Consider the following 24112-nt stretch of genomic DNA (forward strand, 5'->3'; position numbering starts at 1 on the left):
GAGCGACGCATCAACACCACGTTGATAGCGCCTTACTAGAAACCGCTTGCGGCCATTGCCCGTGTTGTATCCAACATCCGGTTGGCAAAGCCCCATTCGTTATCACACCAGACCAAGGTCTTGATCAGGTGCTGTCCGCTGACCCGGGTTTGCGTCCCATCAACGATGGCGCTGTGCGGGTCATGGTTAAAATCAATCGAGACTAATGGTAGTTCTGTATAGTCAACTATACCACGAAATGATCCCTGTGCCGCCTTTTGCAACAGCTGGTTTACCTCTGTGACCAACACCTTCGAGCTTACGCTGACGCTAAGATCGATGGCCGTTACGTTGATCGTCGGCACCCGCACGGAGATCGCTTCAAAACGATCACAAAACTGCGGGAAGATGCGCGTAATGCCCGCTGCCAGCTTGGTGTCGACCGGTATAATCGACTGGCTCGCCGCGCGGGTACGTCGCAAATCCTGATGATAGGCGTCTATCACCGGTTGATCGTTCATCGAGGAGTGGATGGTGGTTACCGTGCCGGACTCAATGCTGTAGGCATCGTCCAACAGCTTGATAATCGGAATAATGCAGTTGGTGGTACAGGAGGCATTGGACACGATGCGATGCTCGCCACGCAGCGTTTGGTGGTTAACCCCAAACACGATGGTTGCATCCAGATCGTTACCGCCCGGATGGGCAAACAGCACTTTTTTTGCCCCTGCCGCCAGATGAGCTTCGCCATCTGCCCTGCTGCCGTACACACCGCTGCAATCCAGCACCACATCCACGCCCAGTTCGCCCCAGGGCAACTGGTCCAGCTCTGGCTGATGCAACAAACGAATGCTGTCATCCCCCACGCTCAACACGTCACATTCCTGGCGCACATCCCAGGCAAAGCGGCCGTGGCTGGAGTCATATTTCAGCAGGTGGGCCATCCCCTCGGCATGTGCCAGTTCGTTGATGGCGACGACGGAAATTTCAGCGCGTCGTCCCGATTCGTACAGTGCGCGTAAAACGCTGCGGCCAATACGGCCAAAGCCGTTTATCGCTATGCGGATGGTCATGCTACTCCCTGAAAAAGGGCGCTCCCTGACGGTGGTGTTCCACTTCAAGGATCGCGCAGACTGATTATCTCGCCTAGAGTACTTTAGCGTACCGCCTGCTGTGAATCGCTGCTTTGCATTATTCGTCAAACCCCGTTGCTCATCGCAACCGCTCACTCTGCATTTCCACTGACAACAGTGATAACTGAAACGCTTCAGCCGAGCATAAACCAAAGTTTTGCCAAAAGGAACAGGCGCAATGCGCTGCCTGTCATGTCGAGGGGACTTTGCGAAAATAAAATGATCTAGCGCACATTTTTACCCTCAGCCCCCGCTAGCCGAATTGAGTTCGAATGCGCAAATGACTTGCCGGTAACGTCAAGACCACCATAATAGACCCTGCGTTTGTTAGGTGAAGCAAATGCTGATGGAAATATTCTTTACCCTCAGATTGCTGAATGGGTAGGGGTCGCAGATGTTCGACCGTAGGGGCGCTGCATGCTGCGCCCGCCTAGCAGCGGCCCCCATGTTGTGAGCCTGTGGGGAAATGTCTGCAGTCTCTCTATCTTTTACTGTTTTCTACAAGGAACCAAGATGAGTGAAATCAAAGTAGTCGCCCTGATCAAAGCCATGCCGGAACACCGTGCTGCGGTAGACAAAGCCGTGCGCGCCATGGTCGCCCCAAGCCGTTCCGAGCCAGGCTGCATCCAATATGATTTGCATGAAGAGCAGGGCCATCCGGGCGCTTTCGTGTTTATCGAACGCTGGACTTCTGAGCAAGCGCTGAAAGAGCACATGGCGATGTCTTACCACGATGCCTTCCTGGCCGAATTGGAAGGGAAACTGGTCAGTCTGGAAGTGAAAAAACTGACTCAGCTGTAATCGTATCGATGAGGGGCACAGCCTGATGCGCCCCTTTACGTTGCCTCACCCTCTATTCATAAGACAGCGTGTAATGCAGTAAACGCGCAAAATTCCCTGGCTGAACCGCACCGGTTTTTACCATATAGGCAGAATAGAGCAGCACGTTATCCCCGCCCTGGATCTTCTGCCCGCCAGAATTTTGGCCGAAATTCAGTCGATTGCCTGCACCATCGAGCAGGCTTAGTCCCACCCCGCTAACGCCATCAACCGGGATCACCGAACCAATTGCCCCTTTGCCGGTTTTATCAAACAGGGTTTTGACGATCTTGTCTGCGGTATTGCAACCATACAGGCGGATAGTGAACGGGACCGGGGTAGATTGCCCTTTGGTATCCAGCTCGGCGGTCGATATCTCCCCCAGGTAAACCGTCTGATTGTCATCACCCACCACAATATTGCAGGTGGCAATCGTGATACGGCCTTTGAATACCGTCCTGCTGCTGGCTACCAATTCAGCCTGCGCCATATTAGCCAACGACGCAGAGAGCAATAATAAATAAATCAGTTTTTTCATCATTCACTCCAAATCACGAGGAACCAGACGGCCCCCCGTTAGCAATCAAGGCATCTTGACTTCAAAAATCAATACCTGGCTATATTCTCCATCCTTGATCCTTTTCAGATCGTTGGTGGTAGCCGCAATCTCGGCGCGGATCCTTTTGGTTTCGCTCATACTGGAAATATTGGCGATAAATGACGGGTAGGTATGATTGAACTGCAGATAACTACCTTTACCCAGATCAAAGAGTTTCAAGCCAATCCCCTGCGGCGAACCACTGGAATGATTAATTCCCCAGAAGGTACTGCTGATCGAATATCCGCCCTCGGTCTTAATGGTGCCCGGCAGATTATAGACGCTGCCAACACAGGTCTGCGACTGAACCGGCCCCTTGGTGGCGGTCAGCGTAAAGTCTTCCATCCTCACTCTATTACGACTCAAATCGTCAGACGAGATCGGCTGAAATTCAACCACGCCCGGAGTAGTAATGGTCAACGTGCACGTCGGAGTTGGGGGTTTAATCGGACCCGCTCCACCACCTCCACTAGACGGGCTGCAACCACTCATATCCGAATTCATCAACCCACAGATACCCGGAAGACTCGTGCCCCAGCCGTAATAGCTCATACCAGGGTCATCACTGCTTGCGTGTACCCAAAGGTTTCCTAACATATTGATGCCATCATAGTTAGGCATTACACCATAATCGACCCTGCTCTTGATCGGCCGTACGGTAAATGTGAACGACATCGTCTTATAATACTGCGGCCAACCGGTACTCACACTGTAACAGTTTTTCTGGCAGGGGGCTAAGGTACCATCGCTCCAATTTCTGATGGTTCCCCCACTCATATTCTCTAGACCGCTTAGAGATAACGAACCCGCGCCTGAAATCTTCATCGTCAAATTTTGGTAGTGGGTTGGTTTACCGGTAAACTCTCTCTCAAAAGAAAACCGGATGGGCCCGGCCTTCCGGCCCATATTAATACACCTTACGGCGGTCGAAGCGGTTACCGTATACGTGCGGTTGGGGATAAACCAATAATAGCGATAATAACACCCGTCCTTATCACAGTCGTAAGCCTCTTTTTTCCATTCTATAAAGGGTTCTATAACATCACGGAAACTGCCGGAAGTCAGCCTGACAAATTTGTCATTAAGGTTCTCCCATTCGCAGGCCATCAGATCCTCGGCCGCCAGAGCCGTATTGTTTAGAGAGCATAACGCCAGTATCAGTGCCGTCAGCAAGATTTTTATCTGCCGTTGCAAACGCCTCTTCACTGTTTTCATCATGACTTATCCCGCACGCAGGTTGTCGCCGTACAGCTGTAATTCAGCGGCTGGTAGGCACCATAATCATTGATATATTTGAGCGTAATTTTCTGTGTTTGCGGCTTGATGCTAGCCAGCGTGACTTCACTTTTCGGCCTGAGAGTAATAGCTTCATCCTCTGCCAACAGCGTACGTTTCCCCTCCATCACCTCCGGCAGAATGACAAAAAACGGTGTGGGGTTCACTAACTTCAAGCCTTGGCTGCCAGGCTCAAGACGGATCTCGTCCTGCCATACCTTCTCGGCCAATGGCTTCAGTGAGGCAGGGCGATAAAAGACTTTAACCTTGATGCGCAGTGCTAACTGGATCGCATTGGCCTTATCCGACTTGGGTGGGATCTCCTGCAATACAAAGAAAAACAGCGATTCCCGATCCTGTGGCAGACGTGCGGCATCCGCCAGAGGCGTTACGCGTATCTGCACGGTGCTGTCTTTCTCTACCCGCTGCAGCGGCGGCAGCGCGGTTAATGGCGAGCTGATTTTCTCACCTGCTTCATTCTCCAGCCAGGTTTGTGCCAGATAGGGCAATGTTTTACTGTGGTTGATGACATTTACCGGAGATGACTTCTCATCTCCTAATAGAATGACTCGGGTCCGGTCAATAGAAATAGCCGCCTGTGCCGTACCGGCAAACAGAAACAGCAGCCCGCTGACCAAGCCAGCGGAAAGTGATTTATGCATCATTGTGAAGTTCCTTGAGAGGATGAATCAATACGGCAAGCAATCGGCAAGGCAGAAGATAAAGAAAGCCCCTGGGCTGGAAGAGTAAACAGGCAGCGCTGGCCGTCGCTATCCAGTACGCTCAGATGAGCTTGCGCACCAATGCCGGAAATATAGGTTTCACCATTTTCACCCACCACACCGACCTGACGCCGCTCCTGGTTTTCTTCTACCGTGGTACCGAAAGGAATGGCCCGGCCCTGCGAGTCAGTCAATTTAATCAATGCCTTGATGCCGCGATAGACGTTTAACTTGCGATAACCGATCGCCCCCTCGGTCAAAACCATCTGGATATTGGGGTTGGTGCTCTCGACATCATCGGGTAACAGGTTGGTATCGATGGTGTAGTTGGTGCGGTAATAGTCAGGCACGTTGTTGATCACCGCGATACCGTTGGCATTGGTTGGCATCGCGTTGTTATTCCCCCGGCCACCGACATAAACGCCCTCAATCCCGCCGGTATCAACCATCAGGCGGGTATTGCCAGCATAACCATCACGATGTACGGCAATACCGTGCTCGGTAGCGGTAATACCCGATTTGATACTCCCCCCAGGTAGTAGTCTTTGCTGCTCATGGAGGTGTTTAGCGTCGCGGCATACGCATCGCGGTTCATAACCATATTGCCATTCAGGTTGCTGTTGCTGAACGAACTCGATGAGCTACTGCCGATTGACCAGGTATTTCCAGGGTCTGAGTTGTTGGTATAAGTGGCACTCGGCGAAACGCTGCCATTGCTGACCCGCATCGCGGTACTGAGATAGGATTGCGAATTTAACGGTATGCTCAAGCTGAAATACACGGTGTTGTTATTCTTCTGCTCTTGCGAGACAAAGCTGGTTTTATACTCGGTACGGTTAAGCGAGACGTAGGCATTGACGTTTTTCAGGCTACCTATATCAAAAGATTTGGCGACGCTCAGGCCATAGCTGTTGCTATCAGAGACGTCCTGCCAATAGGTCTGACGGTTATAGATGGCGTTAACCGATATCCCTAAATCACGGAAGTTCTTGCTGGCAACCAGGTTATAACTTTCCTTGTTGGTGGAGGTGAAATCAGGTGATACCTTCATCGCCACAAAATTATCCAACGAGAGATAGTTTTTCTCTGAGAAGCGGTAACCGGCAAAGGTGATCTGGCTGTCGATACTGTCGAACACTTTGGAGTAATTAAAACGGTAGCTCTCGCCCTTCAGGGTTTGGTGTTCCAACTTAGAACTGGCGTGCGTCATATCGACGGATATCGCCCCCAACGTATTCATGTCATAGCCAATACCCCCGTTGAGGGCGTAATAATTCTCATCCGTTAGCAATACGCCACCAAACGCCGAGCCGCCGGAGAAAACACCAACGGAAGCCTCACCGGTCGCCAATAACGGTTTGATCGAACCATTGGTCTGGTTCATTTGCCCCACCATACCTTTATAACGAATATGACCTGAGCGGGTAAGAAAAGGCACGTTTGACGTTTCTATGGTAGAAACCCGTTCTTCGCCATTTTCCTCACGGATGGTCATTTTTAACTGGCCAGAGGTAGCATCTGTGAGATCCTGGATAACGAACTCACCTGGTGGAACCATCTTTTCATAGATAATGCTGTCACCGCGCGTTACGGTGATACGGGCATTACTATTGGCAACGCCTGTCAATTGCGGGGCGTAGCCACGTAGCGCCGGAGGCAACATACGGTCATCGCTGACGACCGCCACCCCAGTGTAATTGATCGAATCAAAAACGTCGGATTGGAGATAGTTTTTACCGATCGTCAGATTCGCCCCTGCCTCTTTCAGTGCACGAGCAGCATAAACGGTCGTCGTGGTGAATTGGCGTTGATCATCGCCATAACCACTGCTGTACAACGACGCCTGGTAGTTACTTCTCAAGCGCCAGCCTTGATAATTAGCACCAAGGGTACCGTAACTGGAAAACGCACTATTGCTGGTATTACGGCCCTGATACTTATTGCCGCTCAACGTGTAGTCAAACAACATGCCGGGAATACCATCATCCCACTGTGCCGGTGGCGTCCAGTCCGGATCGCTGTACTTGAGTAACGCCTGGGGAATACTCACCAATAGCTCGCTCTTGCCGCGATCGATACGGGCAGTGATCCCTTTATAACCGGCAATCAATAGGCAATTCGGTTTGCCAGGCACAGCACGTTTTATCAGTTCTGCCAATGGCGTTTCTTTAAAGCCAAATTGCTCTATAGTTTGAGGCGCAAAGCAGATCTGACTCTTACCATCCAGATTGATAACGCTAAAGCTATCACTGGTGATAACCCGGTCATTGATTTTTAAAGACAGGGGATAAATCCCCTCAGGGATATAATCAGGGCGAGAAAAATTACTCAGGTTAATATTGTTATTATCACGCAATTCAAGCGCTCTGGTTTCAAACTCTATGTTATCACCATCGGCTTTGGCCGAGTCCACCGCGATGAGGCAAAGAATAACGGTAGAAATAAATGAGTATTTCTTCTTATCATCCATAATTATATTAACCCATTAAGGCAACAACGTGGAACGGGGCCTGTCAGTGAATGCCCTCTCTAAATAGGAGACAGCACCAAATTACCTTTCTCTGCGGTAATTTGGCACTGGGGTACTACTCTAAAATGTTATAGCTTAGAGATAAGTCAGAGAGAAGTTGGTCATTGCATCGTAAGTACCAGCTATAATATCCTGACCATCCAACGCTACAACCTGAGCGGAGAATTGCAGGGTGTTATCCCCAGTACGCAGGCTGTAGTTGTCTGAGGTAGCACCAATTTTAACGTGCTTGTTGGCAGCATCCAGCAGGCGGATAGCGACACCTTTTGCATCACCGCTTACACCCAGGAAGCCGTTGGCAGCGCCGACAGACATACCGTCAAAGCGCACGTTGACCTTGGTTTCCGCAGTCGCAGCAGGATCAAAGCTGCAGCCAATCAGTTTGATTTTGAACTCTTTCGGTGCGCTGTAACCCACAGTCTTCAACTGTGCATCGGCAATTTGCCCCAGATTGATGTTCTGGTTGTCACCATCCTGGCCAGGAGCCAAGCCACAAGGCGCTTTGATAACAGAGCCTTTAAACATGATTTCACCGTTCCCCTGAGAGCCCGGAGGAACATCAGCGAAGGCGTAACCTGATAACATTGCAGTTGCTAGCGTGGTCAGAGCGAGTGTGCGAAGTTTCATTTTCATTGCATAAATTCCTTGAGAAGTTTTCCTATACTATTGTTGCCGCCGCTCTTGAATATCGCATTACCTTATACGTTGAGGGCCTGGCCTAACGGCTGATGCCCCTCTGTCGGCGACCCGATAAATACTATGGACAATCCCAAGAAACAGCAAATTAATCTAAAGATAAGCCAAATGTTAGATTTTAAATCTAAAAAATTAATTCAGTTAACATTAAAAACCAAATTAAGCCAAACAGGAGTCGCCGAACAACATTTATAACTTACTCAAAATCAACAGGATCATCAGTGAAAAATTAATTCTTAATTCACACTTGACTCGCTATACACACTTAACTTAGATTTCTCCTAAATTTAAAAAACGAGATTATTCCTAATCAGAAAAATCATCTCACAAACAGCAGTCAGGGCGTTGATTACCAAATGAAATACACCATAAACTTAATCGTTGTCTTCGATCCAGAGCATCGAACACTCGCGTTAAATAATAATAATCAGACGGCGATTGAACTCTCAAAACCCTCTTGCCGCGTGCTTAATGAATTGATCAAAAACAGTGGGGATAACTTATCCCGTGACTCGTTACTGAAAAATGCGTGGGAGGATTATGGTTTTCCCCCTTCCAACGCCAGCTTGAACAACTGCATCAGTGACTTGAGGAAATCTTTTGTTAGCCTGGGAATAGAGAAACCCATCATTATAACCCTTCCTAGAGTAGGGTTTAGAATGGAGGCAGATATTCATCCTGCTCCAAAACAAGAAGCCGATGCCAAGATAAATAAAGTGGAACCGGTGGCGACGAAACCCGAGAAAGTGGTGGCTGTTAAACAGGCAGAAACCGTTAGCCCCCTTCCACTGGTCATGCCAGAAAAATTGATTAAAAAAGCCATGGTGATGCCTATCCTGACTCTGGTGATTGTATTGGGCATCATCATCGGCCTAGCTTTACTACTTTGGCCACCAGCAACTCCGTTTAAGTTGATTGGCTACTATAAGCAATGTGATATTTATTCCATAAGAAAAGACCCCGTCCCCGGCTCAGAGTTCAGGGCAAAAAAGATATTGGAGTCAGAAAAACTGGATTGCGACCTGGTCAGACAAGACATTTTTTATACTGAAGAGCGCCCCGATAACGAACTATTGAAGATAACTTTTCTGGCCTCCTGTCAAAAAGACCCGACTGAAGGCGATTATCAGCATTGCAAAATATTTAAAACCGTTGAGTAAACTGAAATGAAAAAAATTATTGGCGCAGCGTTACTCCTTACTGTCCTACTGATGTGCCTGTGGTACTTCAACGTTCATCATCAGGGTAGAAAACCTTTCCGCTGCGATACTCAGCAAGTGTCGCTGCAGGTGAAAGCAAAAAGTAATATTGTGCTTAAGGCAAGTGCTACCATCCTATTTTCCTCATCAAAATCTGGCATGTTTTACATCAGCGGTTCGATCAAAGAAAATGACACCCGCTATCTGCTGGATCGCAATACCGCCTTCACCATCACGCCATCAGAAATAAAAAGTGGTAACAATGTCCAATTCACTCATGAACAAGTTCACCCCGCCGACAACACGCCGGACTACATCTGGCGAAAATATGTCATGCCGGAGGTTGAACTCGTTGATATTTACACGGAAGTTGTCCCTTTATTCCACAACGCATTATTAATTCGTGGGTTTAGCAATCCGTTCCTGGTCTGCATAAAGCAGGACTAACTCGGCCTTTTAATCCCACCGTTGGGCTGCTGCCATGCTTTAGTGGAAAATGGCATAGTATAAAAGCCTAATGCTATGCCATGAAAAACCACACTAACCCAACAACCACCTCGTAAAGATTAAATCCTCAAAATTAAAAACCAATATAATGAGGTTAAGTGAGTTAGTTTGGTACATTAAATGCGTTTGTATAAAATATTATGCAGAAAAGTCATCCCCATAGTTAACGCATTGCATTTATAGCCCCCAAACGATCTTCTCGGTAGTTGCTGAAAATAGACACAACACTAAATGGAATTTGACCATGAAGAACAAGGTATCCATCTCATTAAACGATCACAATAGTTACTTCTTAGCGGGTCTGCAGTACGCACTGATTGAATACTTTACCGATATACGCACTCAGGTTGACTTTTTTAGCGGTTACTCCAGCAAGAGGCCAGACATCATTTTTCAGTCGCTGTATCAGGGTGAAAAAACCGACATCTGTCGGCGCCTTCCTGCTGACGCACCTCAACCGCTCTATTTTGTGATACGTGATAAAGCTGAAAGGCAGTTTACTCCGCCTATCCGCTGCATCGCCAAGAGTAGTACGCTATACCGTAACCAAAGTATCGACGACATACTGGGGATGGTAAAACTGGCCATGCAGTTCAACTCTCTACCACAAGAAAGGGCGCAGCGTTGCCCAGCCTGCCATCGCCAAAGCCTGAGCGAACGGGAACGCCAGGTTTTGTATTATCTGCGGCAAGGGATGAGCCAGTCTCAGGCGGCGTGTATTCTGCAACTGAAAGTGAAAACCGTGCACTCACATAAACGCTCAGCAATGCAGAAACTGAACTTCACCCGCAACAGTGAATTGTTTCACTGGCTGCTGCATAGCGGTTTAACTTTAAACCTGAGCCGGTAATTGCCACCGGGTTGCGCAACTACATGGCTAAGTGCATCTCATTGTCCGCAGGGCGATCTCTGCGCCCTGCGTTATCAACCCCTCGCTATACCTTGGGGAATATCCACAGATGGTCGGCAGGTAGGGAAAGCGTGCACATTTCCTGCCCCCGAACCTCTGTGCCATAGGCGCGAACCACAAAGTCCTCTGCTACCGTGCGGAACAGATATTCCCAACGGTCACCTAGATACATGCTGGTCAGCAGGGGTAACGCGATCTGATTGCCTTGCGGATCCTCCCCCAAGCGTACGCGCTCAACGCGGATCACCGCCGTTGCTTCCTGCCCGGTGGTTAATCCAGCCCCGGCCTTGCCCCACAGCACCCAGTCTTTACCTTCGATCCGCGCGTTGCCTTCACGGATCTCCGTCACCTTGCCAAACAGACGGTTATTGCTGCCCATAAACTCGGCGGTAAACAACGTGGCAGGCGAACCGTACATTTCCTGTGGTGTGCCCTGCTGTTCGATCTTGCCGTTATTGAGCAGCAGGATCCGATCGGAGATCGCCATCGCCTCGTTCTGATCGTGAGTCACCATCAGCGCAGAAAGACCCAGTTTGATGATCAGCTCACGCAGGAACACCCGTGCTTCCTCACGCAGCTTGGCGTCCAGGTTAGATAGCGGCTCATCCAACAAGATCACCGGCGGGTTATAGACCAACGCACGACCAATCGCCACGCGCTGCTGCTGACCACCGGAGAGTTGATGGGGATGACGCTTACCTAACTGCCCCAGACCGAGCTGTTCAAGTACCGCTTGTACACGCTGAGTAACTTCCGCTGCAGGCGTTTTGCGTAATTTCAGCGGATAGGCCACGTTATCAAACACGGTTTTGTGGGGCCATAACGCATAGGATTGAAACACCAGGCCCAGATTGCGTTCTTCCGCCGGGATCTCGCTGCGCGCCGTGCCGTCATAGACGGTATTGTTGCCAATGACGATTTTCCCCTGGGTAGGTTTTTCCAATCCGGCCACCGCGCGCAGCAAGGTGGTTTTGCCACTGCCTGACGGCCCGAGTAGTGAAACTACCTCCCCCCGTTTGAGCTGCATCGAAACGCCCTTCAATACCGGGTTATCGCCGTAGGTCAGGTGCAGGTTATCTACTGAAAGCTCAATCATGGATTTTCACTCCAAATCGCAGGGCAATCCCTAGTCCTAACACGACCAGAAGGATGTTAATAAAAGAGAGCGCGGCGACAATGTCAATCGCCCCCGCCGCCCACAGGGAAACCAGCATGGAACCTATGGTTTCAGTACCCGGTGACAGCAGATAGACCCCGGTGGAATATTCACGTTCGAAGATCAGGAACATCAGCAGCCAGGAACCAATCAGGCCGTAACGGGAGAGCGGGATCGTCACATGGCGCGTGATCTGCCCGCGAGAGGCGCCGGTGCTGCGTGCAGCCTCCTCCAACTCGGGAGCAACCTGCAACAGCGTCGATGAGATCAGCCGCAGGCCATAAGCCATCCACACCACGGTATAAGCCAGCCAGACGCTGAAGATAGTGCTGCGCAGAGAGCGTAGCCATACCACCAGGTTTTCGCGTAACCATTCGGCGATCGGCAGCGCGGAGAGCCAACCGGCTTTTAGCGATTTATCCAGCCACATCGGCAGGAACAAGAACACCCACAGGAAGGCCAAGCCTGCCAGTAAGCCAGGCACCGCTCGCGGCACCAGTACGCTGTAATCCAGAAAACGGGTTACGCCGTCAGGTTTACGGTGCATCGCAATGCCGATAAACAGATAACACACCACCGCCAGCGCACCACCGAACACCCCGATTGCCATCGAGTTAACGATCGCCCGCAGCAAGTTAGGTTGCTGCCAAATGGTGCGGAAGGTGTTGAGTGAAAGCTCATCCCAAATGGAAACCCCGACGCCCCAGTTGGAGATAAAGGCACGCAGCACCACGCCCACCAGCGGAACACCGATGGTCACGGTAAGCCACAAGACCACCACGCCACCGGCAACCCAGCGCCATTTACCCAAGGGTAATGCACGGGCCTGTGAGGCTTTGCCCTTGACCGTGACAAAGCGGTTGGCGGTACGCATCAGACGCCGTTGCAGCATAACCAATGGAATGGTAATGCAGATCAACACCACCGCCACCGCCGCCATCAGGTGGTAAGACGGCGTACCCAGCTTGTTGGTCAGTTGATACAGGTAAGTCGCCAGCACCAGGTTGCCTTCCGGATCGCCCAGCACCAGCATCAGCCCAAACACTTCCAGCCCCAGGAAGAACAGCAAGACGCTGGCGTACAGGATCGACGGGCGCACCATGGGCAAGCTGACGGCAGTCATCACCTGCAACGGAGAAGCCCCGGCGGTGCGGGCGGCCTCTTCGACATCCGAGCCGACGCTGCGCAGCGCCGATGAAATATAGAGATAAGCGTGGGGAACATGCGTCAGCCCGGCAATCACCACGATGCTACCCATCGCATAGATATTCCAGGGCACAAAACCCAGCAAGGATTCCGCCCACAGCGAGAAGAAACCGACCGGCCCGGCGGCCACCACGTAGCCAAAACCCAACACCATCGGCGAGACGAAGATGGGCACCAGGATCAGCGGTTCAATAAAGCGGCGGCCCGGCAGATCGGTTCTCACCATTAAAAACGCCAGTACGCCGCCCAACGGAATGGAGATGACCACCAGACCAAATGCCAGAATAAACCCGCTTTTCAGCGCCTTGTAGAAATCGGGGTCGGTAAAGATAAAGCGGAAGGCCTCAAGGCTGAACACCTTGGAAGGCGAGAAAAACGGCGCGGAAAGGAAGCTTTGGATCACGATAAACGACAGTGGTACGTAGATAACCAGCGCGGTTATCAGCACCACCAAGCCGCGCGGCAGACTCTGCCACTTGTTGCGCAATGCTTTCATAGACTGTCCCGATGGTGATATCCCCTGCATCCTGAGATGCACCGGGGTAGAGTTCCCTGTTTAAGCAATACAGGCTTCATGCTGAAGGAGAACGCCGCAGAGATTTTAGCTCTGTGCAGTTCCCCTCACCCTAACCCTCTCCCACAGGGAGAGGGGACTGAATGTGCCACAACTCAATCACGGCACCCGCCCCAAGCATTAATCCTGTTACAGATTAACTTCTCTCCCACAGGAAGAGGGGACTGAATGTGCCACAACTCAATCACGGCACCCACCCCAAGCATTAATCCTGTTACAGATTAACTTCTGCCCCCACCCACAACACTGAACTGGCTCCCTCTCCCTGTGGGAGAGGGTTGGGGTGAGGGGCAACAATGATTAGCATGGCCCCAATTCCACCATTACTTCGCGGCGGCGGTACGCCACTGTTTGATGTAGTCCAGGCGTTTGGCAGGTTCCAGATATTCCAGCAGGCTTTCGTCCACCGGGATCGGCTTCAACGCTTTGCCCAACATCTGCGTCATGCCATCGATGTCGTTCTTGCCTTCGATATCGTTGCGAATGGAGGGGATATCCGCCTTGTTGGCCAGGATGTTCTGCCCTTGCTCAGACAGCACGTAGTTCACCCACAGTTTGGCCGCATTGCTGTTGGCCGCTTCCTGGCTGATAAAGGTCACGCGTGACAACACCAGCGTGTAGTCTTTGGGATATGAGATACCGAGTGAAGGGTCGGTTTTGGCCCGCGCCTCGGCATAGGACCCCAGGATATTAAAGCCAATCAGGTTTTCGCCTGACGAGACCCTTTCCATCATGGTGCCGGTGGAAGACTGCACGGCCAACCCGCCCTTGGCGATATCGGCCAAGGTAGCGAAGTAGTTTGGATCGGCCTTGAAGTCTTGCACCGAGAGCATGAAGCCCAGGCCCGACTTCTCGATGTCATAGGTGGTGACTTTCTTTTTGAATTTATCCGGCTGGCTGGCAATCAGTTTAGCCAGCGCAGCATGGGAGTCTGGCACTTCACCCTGCGGGATCAGGCGCTTGTTGTAGATAAACACCACCGGCTCATAAGTTGTGCCATAGGCCTTATCTTTCCACACGGCCCACTTAGGCAATTGCCCCTGCTCTGGCGAGGCATATTCCAACGCATAGTCGGTGGCCAGCTTCAGCGCGGTATCCATGGAGGAACTCCACACCACGTCACCACTGGTGCCCCCAGCCGCCTGTTCGCTGATATAGCGGTTATACAGCTCGGTGCTGTTCATATCGTTGTATTCGACTTTGATACCAGGATACAGCGCTTCAAACCCCTGGATCAGTGGCCCCGCGGCTTTGGTATCCGTGGTGGAGTACACCACTACCTTGCCTTCTTTTTTCGCCGCATCGACAATCTTTTGATAATCGGCCGGGTAGCCTGCCGGGAACTGCGCGAAGGCCGGAGCAGAGATCAAGACGGCAGCCGCCATGGATACGCCAATCTTCAAAAACATATCATTAACTCCTGGTTACATTTATAAAACCAAAAATTAACATATAGCGAATGGCGGTGGTTAAGCAACGCCGTTAATTCGCCATGTTGCTGTTTTGTGATGGTGGGCGATTTTTGGACAGCAACAGCCATGATTATCCAATCATTAAGGATTTCTTAATGTTGCCTGGCTGTGGATGGAGAGAGGTTGGTTGGCGAGGAGTAAAAAATAAGGGGCGAATATTCGCCCCTCGCACAGTTAAAGCTCAGTCGTTATTTCAACAGCGCGTTAGCCTTGGCTACCACATTGTCGACGGTGAAGCCGAACTCTTTGAACAACAGCTCTGCCGGAGCAGACTCACCGAAGGTGGTCATGCCCACGATAGCGCCGTTCAGGCCAACATACTTGTACCAGTAATCCGCGATACCCGCTTCTACCGCTACGCGAGCAGAAACTGCCGCTGGCAGCACAGATTCACGGTAGGCCGCGTCCTGCTTGTCGAAGGCGTCGGTAGACGGCATGGATACCACGCGCACTTTACGCCCTTCGGCGGTCAGCTTGTCGGCAGCTTCAACGGTGATACCTACTTCAGAACCGGTAGCAATCAGGATCACGTCCGGAGTACCTGCGCAGTCTTTCAGCACATAACCACCGCGATAAACGTTCGCCAATTGCTCGGCGGTACGTGGCTGCTGGGTCAGGTTCTGACGGGAGAACACCAGCGTGGTCGGGCCATCATTGCGCTCGATGCCGTACTGCCAAGCGACAGCGGATTCCACTTGGTCACAAGGACGCCAGGTGCTCATGTTCGGAGTCACGCGCAGGCTGGCCAATTGCTCAACCGGCTGGTGCGTCGGGCCATCTTCGCCCAGACCGATAGAGTCGTGGGTGTAGACGAACACGTTGCGGATTTTCATCAGCGCAGCCATACGCACCGCGTTACGGGCGTATTCCACGAACATCAGGAAGGTTGCAGAGTACGGCAGGAAACCACCGTGCAGCGCGATACCGTTGGTGATGGCGGTCATGCCGAATTCGCGCACGCCGTAATGGATATAGTTACCCGCCAGATCGTCACCCAGAGACTTGGAGCCAGACCACATGGTCAGGTTACTTGGTGCCAGGTCCGCAGAACCACCGAGGAATTCAGGCAGCAGTTTGCCGAAGGCTTCCAGTGAGTTCTGTGATGCCTTACGGCTGGCGATGTTGGCTGGGTTAGCCTGCAACTGCTCAACGAATTTCTTCGCTTCCGCTTTCCAGTTGGCTGGCAGTTCACCGCTGGTGCGGCGTTTGAACTCTGCGGCCAGTTCCGGGAAGGCTTTGGTGTAAGCGGCCAGTTTCTCGTTCCAGGCGGCTTCTTTAGCCTTACCAGCTTCTTTGGCATCCCACTGGGCATAAATGTCCTGCGGGATTTCGAAGGCAGCGTATTTCCAGCCCAGAGCTTCACGGGTAGCCGCAACTTCGGCTGCGCCCAGTGGAGCACCGTGGGAATCATGGGTGCCCGCTTTGTGTGGTGAACCGAAGCCAATCACGGTTTTGCACATCAGCAGGGAAGGTTTGTCGGTGACCTTATGGGCTTCTTCGATCGCGGCTTTGATAGAGTCGCTGTTGTGGCCGTCAACGCCACGCACCACGTGCCAGCCATAGGCTTCGAAACGCTTGGCGGTATCGTCGGTGAACCATCCTTCTACGTGGCCGTCGATGGAGATACCGTTGTCATCATAGAACGCAGTCAGTTTGCCCAGCTTCATGGTACCAGCCAGGGAACAGACTTCGTGAGAGATGCCTTCCATCATGCAGCCATCGCCCATGAAGGCGTAGGTGTGGTGGTCAACAATGTCGTGGCCCGGGCGGTTGAACTGCGCGGCCAGCGTACGTTCAGCAATGGCGAAACCGATCGCGTTGGCGATCCCCTGGCCCAGCGGACCGGTGGTGGTTTCTACGCCTGGGGTATAACCATATTCTGGGTGACCCGGAGTTTTGGAATGCAGCTGGCGGAAGTTTTCCAGCTCGCTCATCGGCAGATCGTAGCCGGTGAGGTGCAACAGGCTGTAAATCAGCATTGAGCCATGGCCGTTAGACAACACGAAACGGTCGCGGTCAGCCCAGTGCGGGTTAGTCGGGTTGTGGTTCAGGTAGTCACGCCACAGGACTTCGGCGATATCTGCCATGCCCATAGGGGCACCCGGGTGGCCGGAATTGGCTTTTTGTACGGCATCCATGCTAAGTGCGCGAATGGCGTTGGCAAGCTCTTTACGAGAGGACATGTTTTACTCCAGGTCGGATTAAAAAAGCGATCAAGATTTCTATTTTCTCAGACTCGGCATTGAAACAGCAATCCCTAATACCGAATGAGAGCGAGTTCATCACTAATGCGCACGTTCGGAACACATTTCGGAATATAGCTATTTCGACCAAGCCTGCCGTACACTAGGCTATGCGCAGAATAATGGCAGCAGATCTCCCCCTTAACTATCACAGGACGATAGAACGATGAAAATCCGTACTTCTTTGATTGCACTGAGCATTACTGCTTTATTGAGCGGCTGTCAAAACCTTAATACCGATACCCTACTACAATCCGGCGCCCAGGCCTACCAGGCGGCGACGCTGAGCGATAGCGACGTCAAGGCACTCAGTGATAAATCCTGCGCAGAGATGGATAGCCAGGAGCAAATTGCGCCAGCAAGCAGCGACTATACCAAGCGCCTGAACAAGATTGCCGCAGCGTTGGGGGATAACATCAACGGTACCCCTGCAAACTACAAGGTTTACGTGACCAAAGACGTCAATGCCTGGGCGATGGCTAACGGCTGTATCCGCGTCTACAGCGGCCTGATGGACATGATGGATGATAACGAAGTCGAAGGCGTACTGGGCCATGAAATGGGCCACGTTGCGCTGGGCCACACTCGTAAAGCCATGCAGGTCGCTTATGGGACCGTGGCATTACGTACCGCAGCATCTTCAGCTGGCGGCGTAGCTGCCTCACTGTCTCAGTCGCAGTTGGCCGATCTGGGCGAAAAACTGGTCAATGCCCAGTTCTCACAGAAACAGGAAAGTGAAGCGGATGATTACTCGTTCGATCTGCTGAAAAAACGCGGCATCAATCCTGCAGGCCTGGCCACCAGTTTCGATAAACTGGCGAAATTAGACGGTGGTCATGAAAGCAGCATGTTTGACAGCCACCCAACTTCCGAAGCCCGTGCCAAGCACATTCGCGATCGCATCGCCGCCGGTAAGTAACGCTATGTTCCCTCTCTTGGGAGTACGTCTCTAGAGAGGGAACCGAGCAAGCAATCAGTACAGCTTCTGCGGTGGGCCAGCGAAGGTCAACGGCCCAACGCTTTTCATATCAACCTCTACCACCGATGGCCCAGGGTAATTAATCGCCTCCGCCAGCACGCCACCAAACTGCGCGGCATCGCTCACTTTCCAGGCTTTCAGCCCCATAGCTTCCGCTACCTGGCAGAACGCCGGAGTATGCAGTTCGTTATAATACTGGCGTCCAGAGAAATACTTGTCCTGAATGCCACGCATCACGCCATAGCCGCCGTCGTTCATGATCAGCAAAGTGATATTGGCCTGTTCCTGCGCCATGGTTGCCAGTTCCCCCAGGCCCAGCGCCAAACCGCCGTCCCCGACCAAGCCAACCACCTTACGCTGCGGGTTGGCAATGGCCGTGCCGATCGCCATCGGTAACCCCATGCCGATAGCCCCGGCCAGCGAGTGAATATTGCATAAAGGCGAGATGGCCCGGAACAGACGGCTACCCCACACGCTGCCAGAAACGGTGATATCACGTACCAGCAGGCCATCCTGCGGCAGCGAGGCGGCGATGGCATCATTCAATTTGGCGTACTCACCAGACTGCTGGCGCAGCGCAGTTTCGGCCAACTCAACCGCACGGCCAATCTCGGCATCCCACTCGGCATTCACCTTCTCGCCGGGGGCAAGGCGTGCTGCCAGCGCACTCAGTAAGGCGGAACAGTCGCCATAAACCTGCTCATCCGCCAGATAATTGCGGTTGGCCGCTGCCGGATCGATATCAATCTGTACCAACGGGCGCGGCAGTGGGAGTGACCAGGTACGAGTTTCGTTACTCCGCAGGCGGGAACCGGCCACCAGCGTCAAATCACACTGCGTCAGGATCGCCTCAACGCTTGGTGAGTTGTGGAAGGCCCGCAGGCTGCGCGGATGGCTGTCCGGTAAAATCCCACGCCCATGGGTGCTGGAGATCACGACCACACCGGCATCCGCCAACCGTTTTACCGCCTCACGGCAGGCCAGCGCACCACCACCGACCCACAGTAATGGACGTTTGGCATGCTTCACCTGTTGGTAAAGACGTTCAACCGCAGCTTCGTCCGCAGCAGGCAGAGCAGGAGGCAGCACCACCTTCCCTACCAGGCTGGCGGGAACCAGGCTGTTCTGAATATCGATCGGGATCTCTACCGCCACCGGGCCACAAGGCACGGTCTGCGCATCCAGAATGGCGCGCTGGATCACCGCGACCGCCTGCTCCGGCGAGTTCACCCGATAAGCCTGTTTAGAACAGGCGCGCAGGAAGCCCAGTTGATCCTTGGTTTCATGGATAAACCCGGCATCCGCATCCAGATAGGCTTTCTCTACCTGACCGGTGATATGCAACAGCGGCGTATTGGCATTCAGCGCTTCAATCATCGCACCGACGGCGTTACCGGCTCCGGCTCCGGTACTGGTCAGCGCCACCCCCAAGCCAGAAAAGCGCCCATGGGCATCAGCCATAGTTACAGCACCTGCCTCACCGCGCGCCGGAACAAAACGGATCGCGCCACGCTGCCCAACGGCATCGGCAATCGGCAGATTATGGATCGAGATGATGCCGTACATTGCCGCCACCTCGTACTGTTCCAACGTTCGGGCTATCGCCTCACCAACCGTAATTTTTTCGCTCATCTTCTGCCTTCTTATTATCTATGGGTTTCTGACCGCAGCTTAATTGCTCCAGCTGTTAGGTTGGTTGTTAAGGGAGAGATACAAACTCTTTTGCTGCATATAGGCCTGGATGCCATGCAGGCCCTTTTCGCGCCCCAGGCCGCTTTGTTTAAAGCCACCAAACGGTGTGGAAATCGAGAATGTCTTGTAGGTATTGATCCAGACGGTGCCGGTTTCCAGCTGTTCCGCCAGCGCCATCGAGCGGGCAAAATCACGGCTCCAGATCCCGGCAGCCAGGCCATAGATCGAGTCGTTGGCCTGTTCGATCAGCTGCTGTTCATCATCAAACGGCAACACCACCAGCACCGGGCCAAAGATCTCTTCCTGGCAAGTGCGGGCACTGTTGCTCAGCCCTTCAATAATTGTCGGCAGGTAATAGCTACCCTGAGCCAACTGCGGATCGGCAGGGGCTTCACCGCCAATGAGCACCCGGCCCCCTTCCTGCTGAGCCAAGGCCACGTAGTCCGCCACGCTCTGGCGATGCTTGTGGCTGATCAGCGGGCCGAGGTGGACACCGGCTTGCAGCGGGTTACCAATACGCAGCCCGGCGGTCAGCTCACATAAACGGGCCAACAGCGGCTGATACAGCGAACGGTGCACAAACAGCCGTGAACCGGCGATACATGCCTGCCCGGCCGAGCTGAAAATGCCGTAACAGATACCACGAGCAGCCTGTTCCAGATCCGCATCTTCCAGCACGATGGTGGGCGACTTGCCCCCCAACTCTAACGAGGTAGGGATCAGTTTTTCTGCGGCAATATGTGCCAAATGACGGCCAGTGGAGGTCCCGCCGGTGAAGGAGATCTTTTTCACCAACGGATGGCGAGCCAAGGCTTCACCAATCACCGAGCCCTTGCCCGGCAATACGCTGAGCAATCCGGCAGGCAAGCCTGCCTGTTCAAACAGTTCGGCCAGCTTCAGCGCCATTAACGGCGTGGCCTCTGCCGGTTTCAGTACCACCGCATTCCCTGCCGCCAGCGCCGGAGCCACCTTCTGCATTTCACTGGCAATCGGTGAGTTCCACGGCGTGATCGCCGCTATCACGCCCAGCGGCTGATACTGGCTCAGCGTCATCGCGTCACGGTTACGCTGGGTGGGAAGCTCTCCCTCCAGCACCTCACAGGCAGCAGCAAAATAACGAGCCGTAGCCGCCGCACTCATGACCAGACCACGGGTTTCCGTCAGCGGTTTGCCATTGTCACGGGTTTGCAGCTGCGCCAGGGCTTCCACTTGTTCTGTAATCAAATCGCTGACGCGATGCAGGATCGCCGCGCGCTGATGCGGCACCAGTCCACGCCAGCTCGGATCGCGCCAGGCTTTTTCTGCCGCCGCAACGGCCTCATTCACATCCTCGACGTTGGCCGCTCGCAGGCGAGCATTCACGCTGCCATCAGCCGGGAAAACCGAACTCATCTCTTCGCCGCGCCCTTCGCACCAGCGGCCGGCAAGAAAAATCTTTAACGTTTCCATGCTTTGCTCCTGCCATTCAGGCAATAAAACCGCCGTCCACCAGACTGCGGCAGGCTTGTACCGCACTCAGCGCCGCCAGCGTTGACGTTTTCGGGTTGCTGGCCAGTGGGTTGCCGCACAGCTCAATCTGGAACTCGCCAAACTGGCCACACACCTGTAAGCGGTGAGTATTACGTTGAGTATGAGGATCTACCTGTAAGCGTACCCGCGTGGCATCCATCCCCAAGCCATGCAGCGCAATGGTGGCCGCTACGTTGGCGTTGGCTGGGAACATGCTTGCGGCTTCTCGGGCTGACCCTTCAAAGAACACCTGCGCTTCGCTGACGGCATCCAGATTAATCAGTTTTTCCGCCGGGCTGCCTCGCCAACTGGCCGGGCTTTTGCTGGACTGATAGGTCACACTGTCCAACCCGCCTTCCCGCGCCGAAGCCAAGCCATCCATACCCGCCACCGCACCAGACAACACAATCAGCCGCCCGTGGTAGCGTGTGCAGGCCTGCTGCAAACGCAGTTGCAATGCAGCATCTGCCAGAGCGCCAGTAGAGATCACCGCCAGCCGCCAGCCACGTTTAACGATGGCCTCACCAAACTCGGCGACCGCCTGCTGGCTGGCACACTCCAGCACCAAATCAGGTTGCTCGGTACACTGGTCAGGATGGGTCAGCGCCTGCACCTGTCCGGCAAACGCAGCGTCGATCTCGGCATGATGCGTTTCCCGTGCCACGATCCAACCGACTGCCACGCCCTCCGGCAGGCGCGCCAGCACCTCTTTTGCCATCGCGCCATAACCAATCATCATGATCTTCTTCATCTTTTCAGTCCCGTCAGAGATGGCGATTGAAACCGCCGGAAACGTCCAGCGCCGCGCCGGTGGTAAAGGAGGACATGGGGGAGGCTAAAAACAGCAGCGCCCGTGCCGGTTCCTGTGGTTTACCTAAACGCCCCATAGGGATGCCACGCCGCTCGGCAATCGCCGCCGTCCACTGTTCCCAGCTTTGTTGTTGATCCTGGCGCTCGGCAAAGCGCCGCCGCCATTGGCCCGACTCCACCATGCCCAGCAGGATGGAATTGACGCGAACCCCTTTGCTCACCAGCTCTTTGGATAAGGTCAGTGTCATATTGAGCAACGCGGCACGGGCCGCCGAGGTGGCAATCATGTGCTCTTCCGGCTGCAGGGCCAGCAATGAGTTAACGCAGGTAATGGAGGCGATATCTGAACGCTCCAGCGCCGGTAAAAAGGCCTGCACCGGGTTGATCACCCCGAACAGTTTCAGCTCTGCCTCATGCAACCAGGCTTCACGCGGTGTCTGATCAAAATGCGCCACAAACCCCTGCCCGGCGTTGTTGATTAACATATCCACAGCGCCAAAATGCGTGCTGACCTGCTCGGCAAACTTGGCAACCTGCTCGGCGTCGAGCACATCGCAGCGTAACGCCAGGATCTCCGCCTGCGGGAACTCTTCACGCAGGCTGGCCTCGGCGCTGGCCAGTTTGTCCTGATTGCGGCCACAGAAAGCGACTTTCGCCCCTTCGGCCAGCAATAGACGCAGCGTTTCAAAACCGATCCCCGAGGATCCTCCGGTGACCACCGCCACTCGCCGTTCAATCTGAAAATTCATGGTTGGATTGCCCCCGTAAAGTCCTGCAAATAGCGGTTAAACAGCGCTGGCGCATCGAGATAGCTGGCATGCCCCGCCACATCAATCAGGCGCATTGTCGCATCCTGCTGTTGCGCCAACGTTGCGGCCCCCTGCGGTGGCGTGATGCGATCGACACTGCCACACCACACCTGTAACGGGCCGCGATAGCGCAACAGGTAGCGGTTGATATCATCATTGGCCAGCATCCAGGCGGCGCTGAGAAAACCGGCCGGATTAAGTTGCTGCATGCCGCTGCGTACCCAGGCAATATCCTGCGGATCCGCATCTTCACGCAGCAATGCCGCCGCACGCTGTTCACCGTAGCCCTGCGGGCCAAGCGTTTCGATCATCTGTTTGCGTTGGCCATACACCTGCTGGCGTTTTTCCAGCGGCGCAGTGGCATAGCCCTGAGCCGGATCGGCCAGTACCAGTCCACTCAGCCCATCCGGGTTGGCAGCGGCAAAGGCACTGCCGATCAACGCACCGAGCGAATGCCCTACGATCAGCGGCTGTTGTAACTGCAACTCGGCGATCAACTCCGCCAGCGCGTTGGCATAAGCGGCAGCATTTGGCTCTGTCTGTGCCAACGCGGCGCTACCGCCATAACCCGGAGCATCCCAGGCAATCAGGCGGTGGCCGTCTGTCAGGGCGCGATCGCTGAACTGCTTCACCCACGAAGCAGAACCGGAACTGATGCCATGCAGCAGCACTACTGCCCGACCATGCCCGGCTTCGCGCCAACTTAGCCGCTGGCCTCCACAATCCGCCTGCTGGCGTTCCGGTAAGCCGTTCATCAGTTACGCTTCACTTTCGACAACGGGTGATCGGCCGGGTAAGTCGGGGTTTCCGGCTTGGAAGTACCGAGCATCACGCACATCAGCGCTTCTTCTTCGCCGTGATTGAACAGGCCGCGATAAATCCCCGCCGGAACAGAAATCAGATCGCGCTCTTTCAGGATGGTTTCGTAATACTCTTCACCGTCCTGGATCATCAGCGTGATCTTGCCTTTGAGCATAAAGAACACTTCTTCAACGTCGTCATGCAGGTGCAATGGCCCCTCACATTTTGACGGCAGCACCATGGTGGAGAAGGTAAAGTTCCCCGCCGGAATGGTGTTGGTGTCGCTGACGACGCCGGTGGCACCGGTGCCGATATAGCGCATCTGCGCACGGCGGTACTTCGGATCGTAATCGGCCTGGAACTTCAGTGCGTTCCAGTCATATTTACGGCCTTCAAAACGGGCGATACGCGATTCCACCCAGTTTTCCATCGTCAGATCCTGCGGCTTGATGCCGGCTTTATTCTCAACCTGGGACATGTTGTCTCTCCTTCG

The 24112-nt window shown here is 53.6% G+C and carries 22 protein-coding genes; 5 read left to right on the plus strand and 17 right to left on the minus strand.

The features are described 5' to 3' along the window. Positions 1-35: 35 nt before the first annotated feature. Positions 36-1052 carry an erythrose-4-phosphate dehydrogenase gene (gene epd, locus D9980_RS15360; RefSeq protein ID WP_021806218.1) on the minus strand — a complete coding sequence of 339 codons (1017 nt, stop codon included), beginning with the start codon at positions 1050-1052 and terminating at the stop codon, positions 36-38. 573 nt (positions 1053-1625) lie between these two features. Here epd and D9980_RS15365 point away from each other — a divergent pair. Then, on the plus strand, positions 1626-1913 hold the full coding sequence (locus D9980_RS15365) for a putative quinol monooxygenase (protein ID WP_021806219.1): 288 nt from the start codon (positions 1626-1628) through the stop codon (positions 1911-1913). 52 nt (positions 1914-1965) lie between these two features. Here D9980_RS15365 and D9980_RS15370 read toward each other — a convergent pair whose 3' ends face one another. The 6 genes from D9980_RS15370 to D9980_RS15395 form a co-directional block, all read right to left on the minus strand. Further along, positions 1966-2472: a fimbrial protein gene (locus tag D9980_RS15370; RefSeq protein WP_121607762.1), complete on the minus strand. Its 507-nt coding sequence runs from the start codon at positions 2470-2472 to the stop codon at positions 1966-1968. 42 nt (positions 2473-2514) lie between these two features. Continuing rightward, the gene (locus D9980_RS15375) at positions 2515-3747 is read right to left on the minus strand and encodes a fimbrial protein (RefSeq protein WP_121607763.1); all 1233 of its coding nucleotides are present in this window, start codon (positions 3745-3747) and stop codon (positions 2515-2517) included. Beyond that, complete coding sequence (locus D9980_RS15380) at positions 3744-4469, minus strand: molecular chaperone (protein WP_121607764.1); 726 nt, start codon at positions 4467-4469, stop codon at positions 3744-3746. The genes D9980_RS15375 and D9980_RS15380 overlap by 4 nt, the downstream gene beginning before the upstream one ends. Next, a complete protein-coding gene (locus D9980_RS27175) occupies positions 4466-5050 on the minus strand; it encodes a fimbria/pilus outer membrane usher protein (protein WP_370454344.1) in 585 nt (194 codons plus the stop codon). The genes D9980_RS15380 and D9980_RS27175 overlap by 4 nt, the downstream gene beginning before the upstream one ends. Next, positions 4975-6996 carry a fimbria/pilus outer membrane usher protein gene (locus tag D9980_RS15390; RefSeq protein WP_121607766.1) on the minus strand — a complete coding sequence of 674 codons (2022 nt, stop codon included), beginning with the start codon at positions 6994-6996 and terminating at the stop codon, positions 4975-4977. Before D9980_RS15390 ends, D9980_RS27175 begins: the two co-directional genes overlap by 76 nt. A gap of 135 nt (positions 6997-7131) precedes the next feature. After that, positions 7132-7689: a fimbrial protein gene (locus D9980_RS15395; RefSeq protein ID WP_121607767.1), complete on the minus strand. Its 558-nt coding sequence runs from the start codon at positions 7687-7689 to the stop codon at positions 7132-7134. Positions 7690-8108: 419 nt separating this feature from the next. Here D9980_RS15395 and D9980_RS15400 point away from each other — a divergent pair, with 419 nt between their 5' ends. The 3 genes from D9980_RS15400 (at position 8109) to D9980_RS15410 (ending at position 10308) form a co-directional block, all read left to right on the plus strand. After that, entirely contained in the window at positions 8109-8912 is an 804-nt protein-coding gene (locus D9980_RS15400) for a winged helix-turn-helix domain-containing protein (protein ID WP_121607768.1), read from the plus strand. Positions 8913-8918: 6 nt separating this feature from the next. Beyond that, positions 8919-9398 carry a hypothetical protein gene (locus D9980_RS15405; RefSeq protein WP_121607769.1) on the plus strand — a complete coding sequence of 160 codons (480 nt, stop codon included), beginning with the start codon at positions 8919-8921 and terminating at the stop codon, positions 9396-9398. 304 nt (positions 9399-9702) lie between these two features. After that, a complete protein-coding gene (locus D9980_RS15410; RefSeq protein ID WP_121607770.1) occupies positions 9703-10308 on the plus strand; it encodes a LuxR C-terminal-related transcriptional regulator in 606 nt (201 codons plus the stop codon). An 85-nt stretch (positions 10309-10393) separates the two neighbouring features. Here the strand turns inward: D9980_RS15410 and D9980_RS15415 are convergent, their stop codons facing one another. The 4 genes from D9980_RS15415 to tkt form a co-directional block, all read right to left on the minus strand. Beyond that, positions 10394-11464: an ABC transporter ATP-binding protein gene (locus tag D9980_RS15415; RefSeq protein WP_121607771.1), complete on the minus strand. Its 1071-nt coding sequence runs from the start codon at positions 11462-11464 to the stop codon at positions 10394-10396. Then, the gene (locus D9980_RS15420; protein WP_074029700.1) at positions 11457-13226 is read right to left on the minus strand and encodes an iron ABC transporter permease; all 1770 of its coding nucleotides are present in this window, start codon (positions 13224-13226) and stop codon (positions 11457-11459) included. The genes D9980_RS15415 and D9980_RS15420 overlap by 8 nt, the downstream gene beginning before the upstream one ends. 401 nt (positions 13227-13627) lie before the next feature. After that, the gene (locus tag D9980_RS15425) at positions 13628-14713 is read right to left on the minus strand and encodes an ABC transporter substrate-binding protein (protein ID WP_024484384.1); all 1086 of its coding nucleotides are present in this window, start codon (positions 14711-14713) and stop codon (positions 13628-13630) included. A 251-nt stretch (positions 14714-14964) separates the two neighbouring features. Continuing rightward, a complete protein-coding gene (tkt, locus tag D9980_RS15430) occupies positions 14965-16959 on the minus strand; it encodes a transketolase (RefSeq protein ID WP_024484383.1) in 1995 nt (664 codons plus the stop codon). A 226-nt stretch (positions 16960-17185) separates the two neighbouring features. Here tkt and D9980_RS15435 point away from each other — a divergent pair, with 226 nt between their 5' ends. Next, entirely contained in the window at positions 17186-17938 is a 753-nt protein-coding gene (locus D9980_RS15435) for a M48 family metallopeptidase (RefSeq protein ID WP_024484382.1), read from the plus strand. 54 nt (positions 17939-17992) lie between these two features. Here D9980_RS15435 and D9980_RS15440 read toward each other — a convergent pair whose 3' ends face one another. From D9980_RS15440 to D9980_RS15465, 6 genes are read right to left on the minus strand one after another with little or no spacing between them, the layout of a single operon-like run. Next, entirely contained in the window at positions 17993-19630 is a 1638-nt protein-coding gene (locus D9980_RS15440; protein ID WP_121607772.1) for a thiamine pyrophosphate-binding protein, read from the minus strand. A gap of 39 nt (positions 19631-19669) precedes the next feature. Beyond that, a complete protein-coding gene (locus D9980_RS15445; RefSeq protein ID WP_121607773.1) occupies positions 19670-21139 on the minus strand; it encodes an aldehyde dehydrogenase in 1470 nt (489 codons plus the stop codon). 16 nt (positions 21140-21155) lie between these two features. After that, a complete protein-coding gene (locus D9980_RS15450; RefSeq protein WP_024484380.1) occupies positions 21156-21950 on the minus strand; it encodes an aspartate dehydrogenase in 795 nt (264 codons plus the stop codon). A gap of 13 nt (positions 21951-21963) precedes the next feature. Further along, positions 21964-22758, minus strand: coding sequence for an SDR family oxidoreductase (locus tag D9980_RS15455; RefSeq protein WP_024528296.1), 795 nt, complete (start codon positions 22756-22758; stop codon positions 21964-21966). Beyond that, positions 22755-23573 carry an alpha/beta fold hydrolase gene (locus D9980_RS15460; RefSeq protein ID WP_121607774.1) on the minus strand — a complete coding sequence of 273 codons (819 nt, stop codon included), beginning with the start codon at positions 23571-23573 and terminating at the stop codon, positions 22755-22757. The genes D9980_RS15455 and D9980_RS15460 overlap by 4 nt, the downstream gene beginning before the upstream one ends. Further along, positions 23573-24097: a cupin domain-containing protein gene (locus D9980_RS15465; protein ID WP_121607775.1), complete on the minus strand. Its 525-nt coding sequence runs from the start codon at positions 24095-24097 to the stop codon at positions 23573-23575. The genes D9980_RS15460 and D9980_RS15465 overlap by 1 nt, the downstream gene beginning before the upstream one ends. Positions 24098-24112 lie beyond the last annotated feature (15 nt).

Source organism: Serratia sp. 3ACOL1 (assembly GCF_003668775.1).
Lineage (GTDB): Bacteria > Pseudomonadota > Gammaproteobacteria > Enterobacterales > Enterobacteriaceae > Chania > Chania fonticola.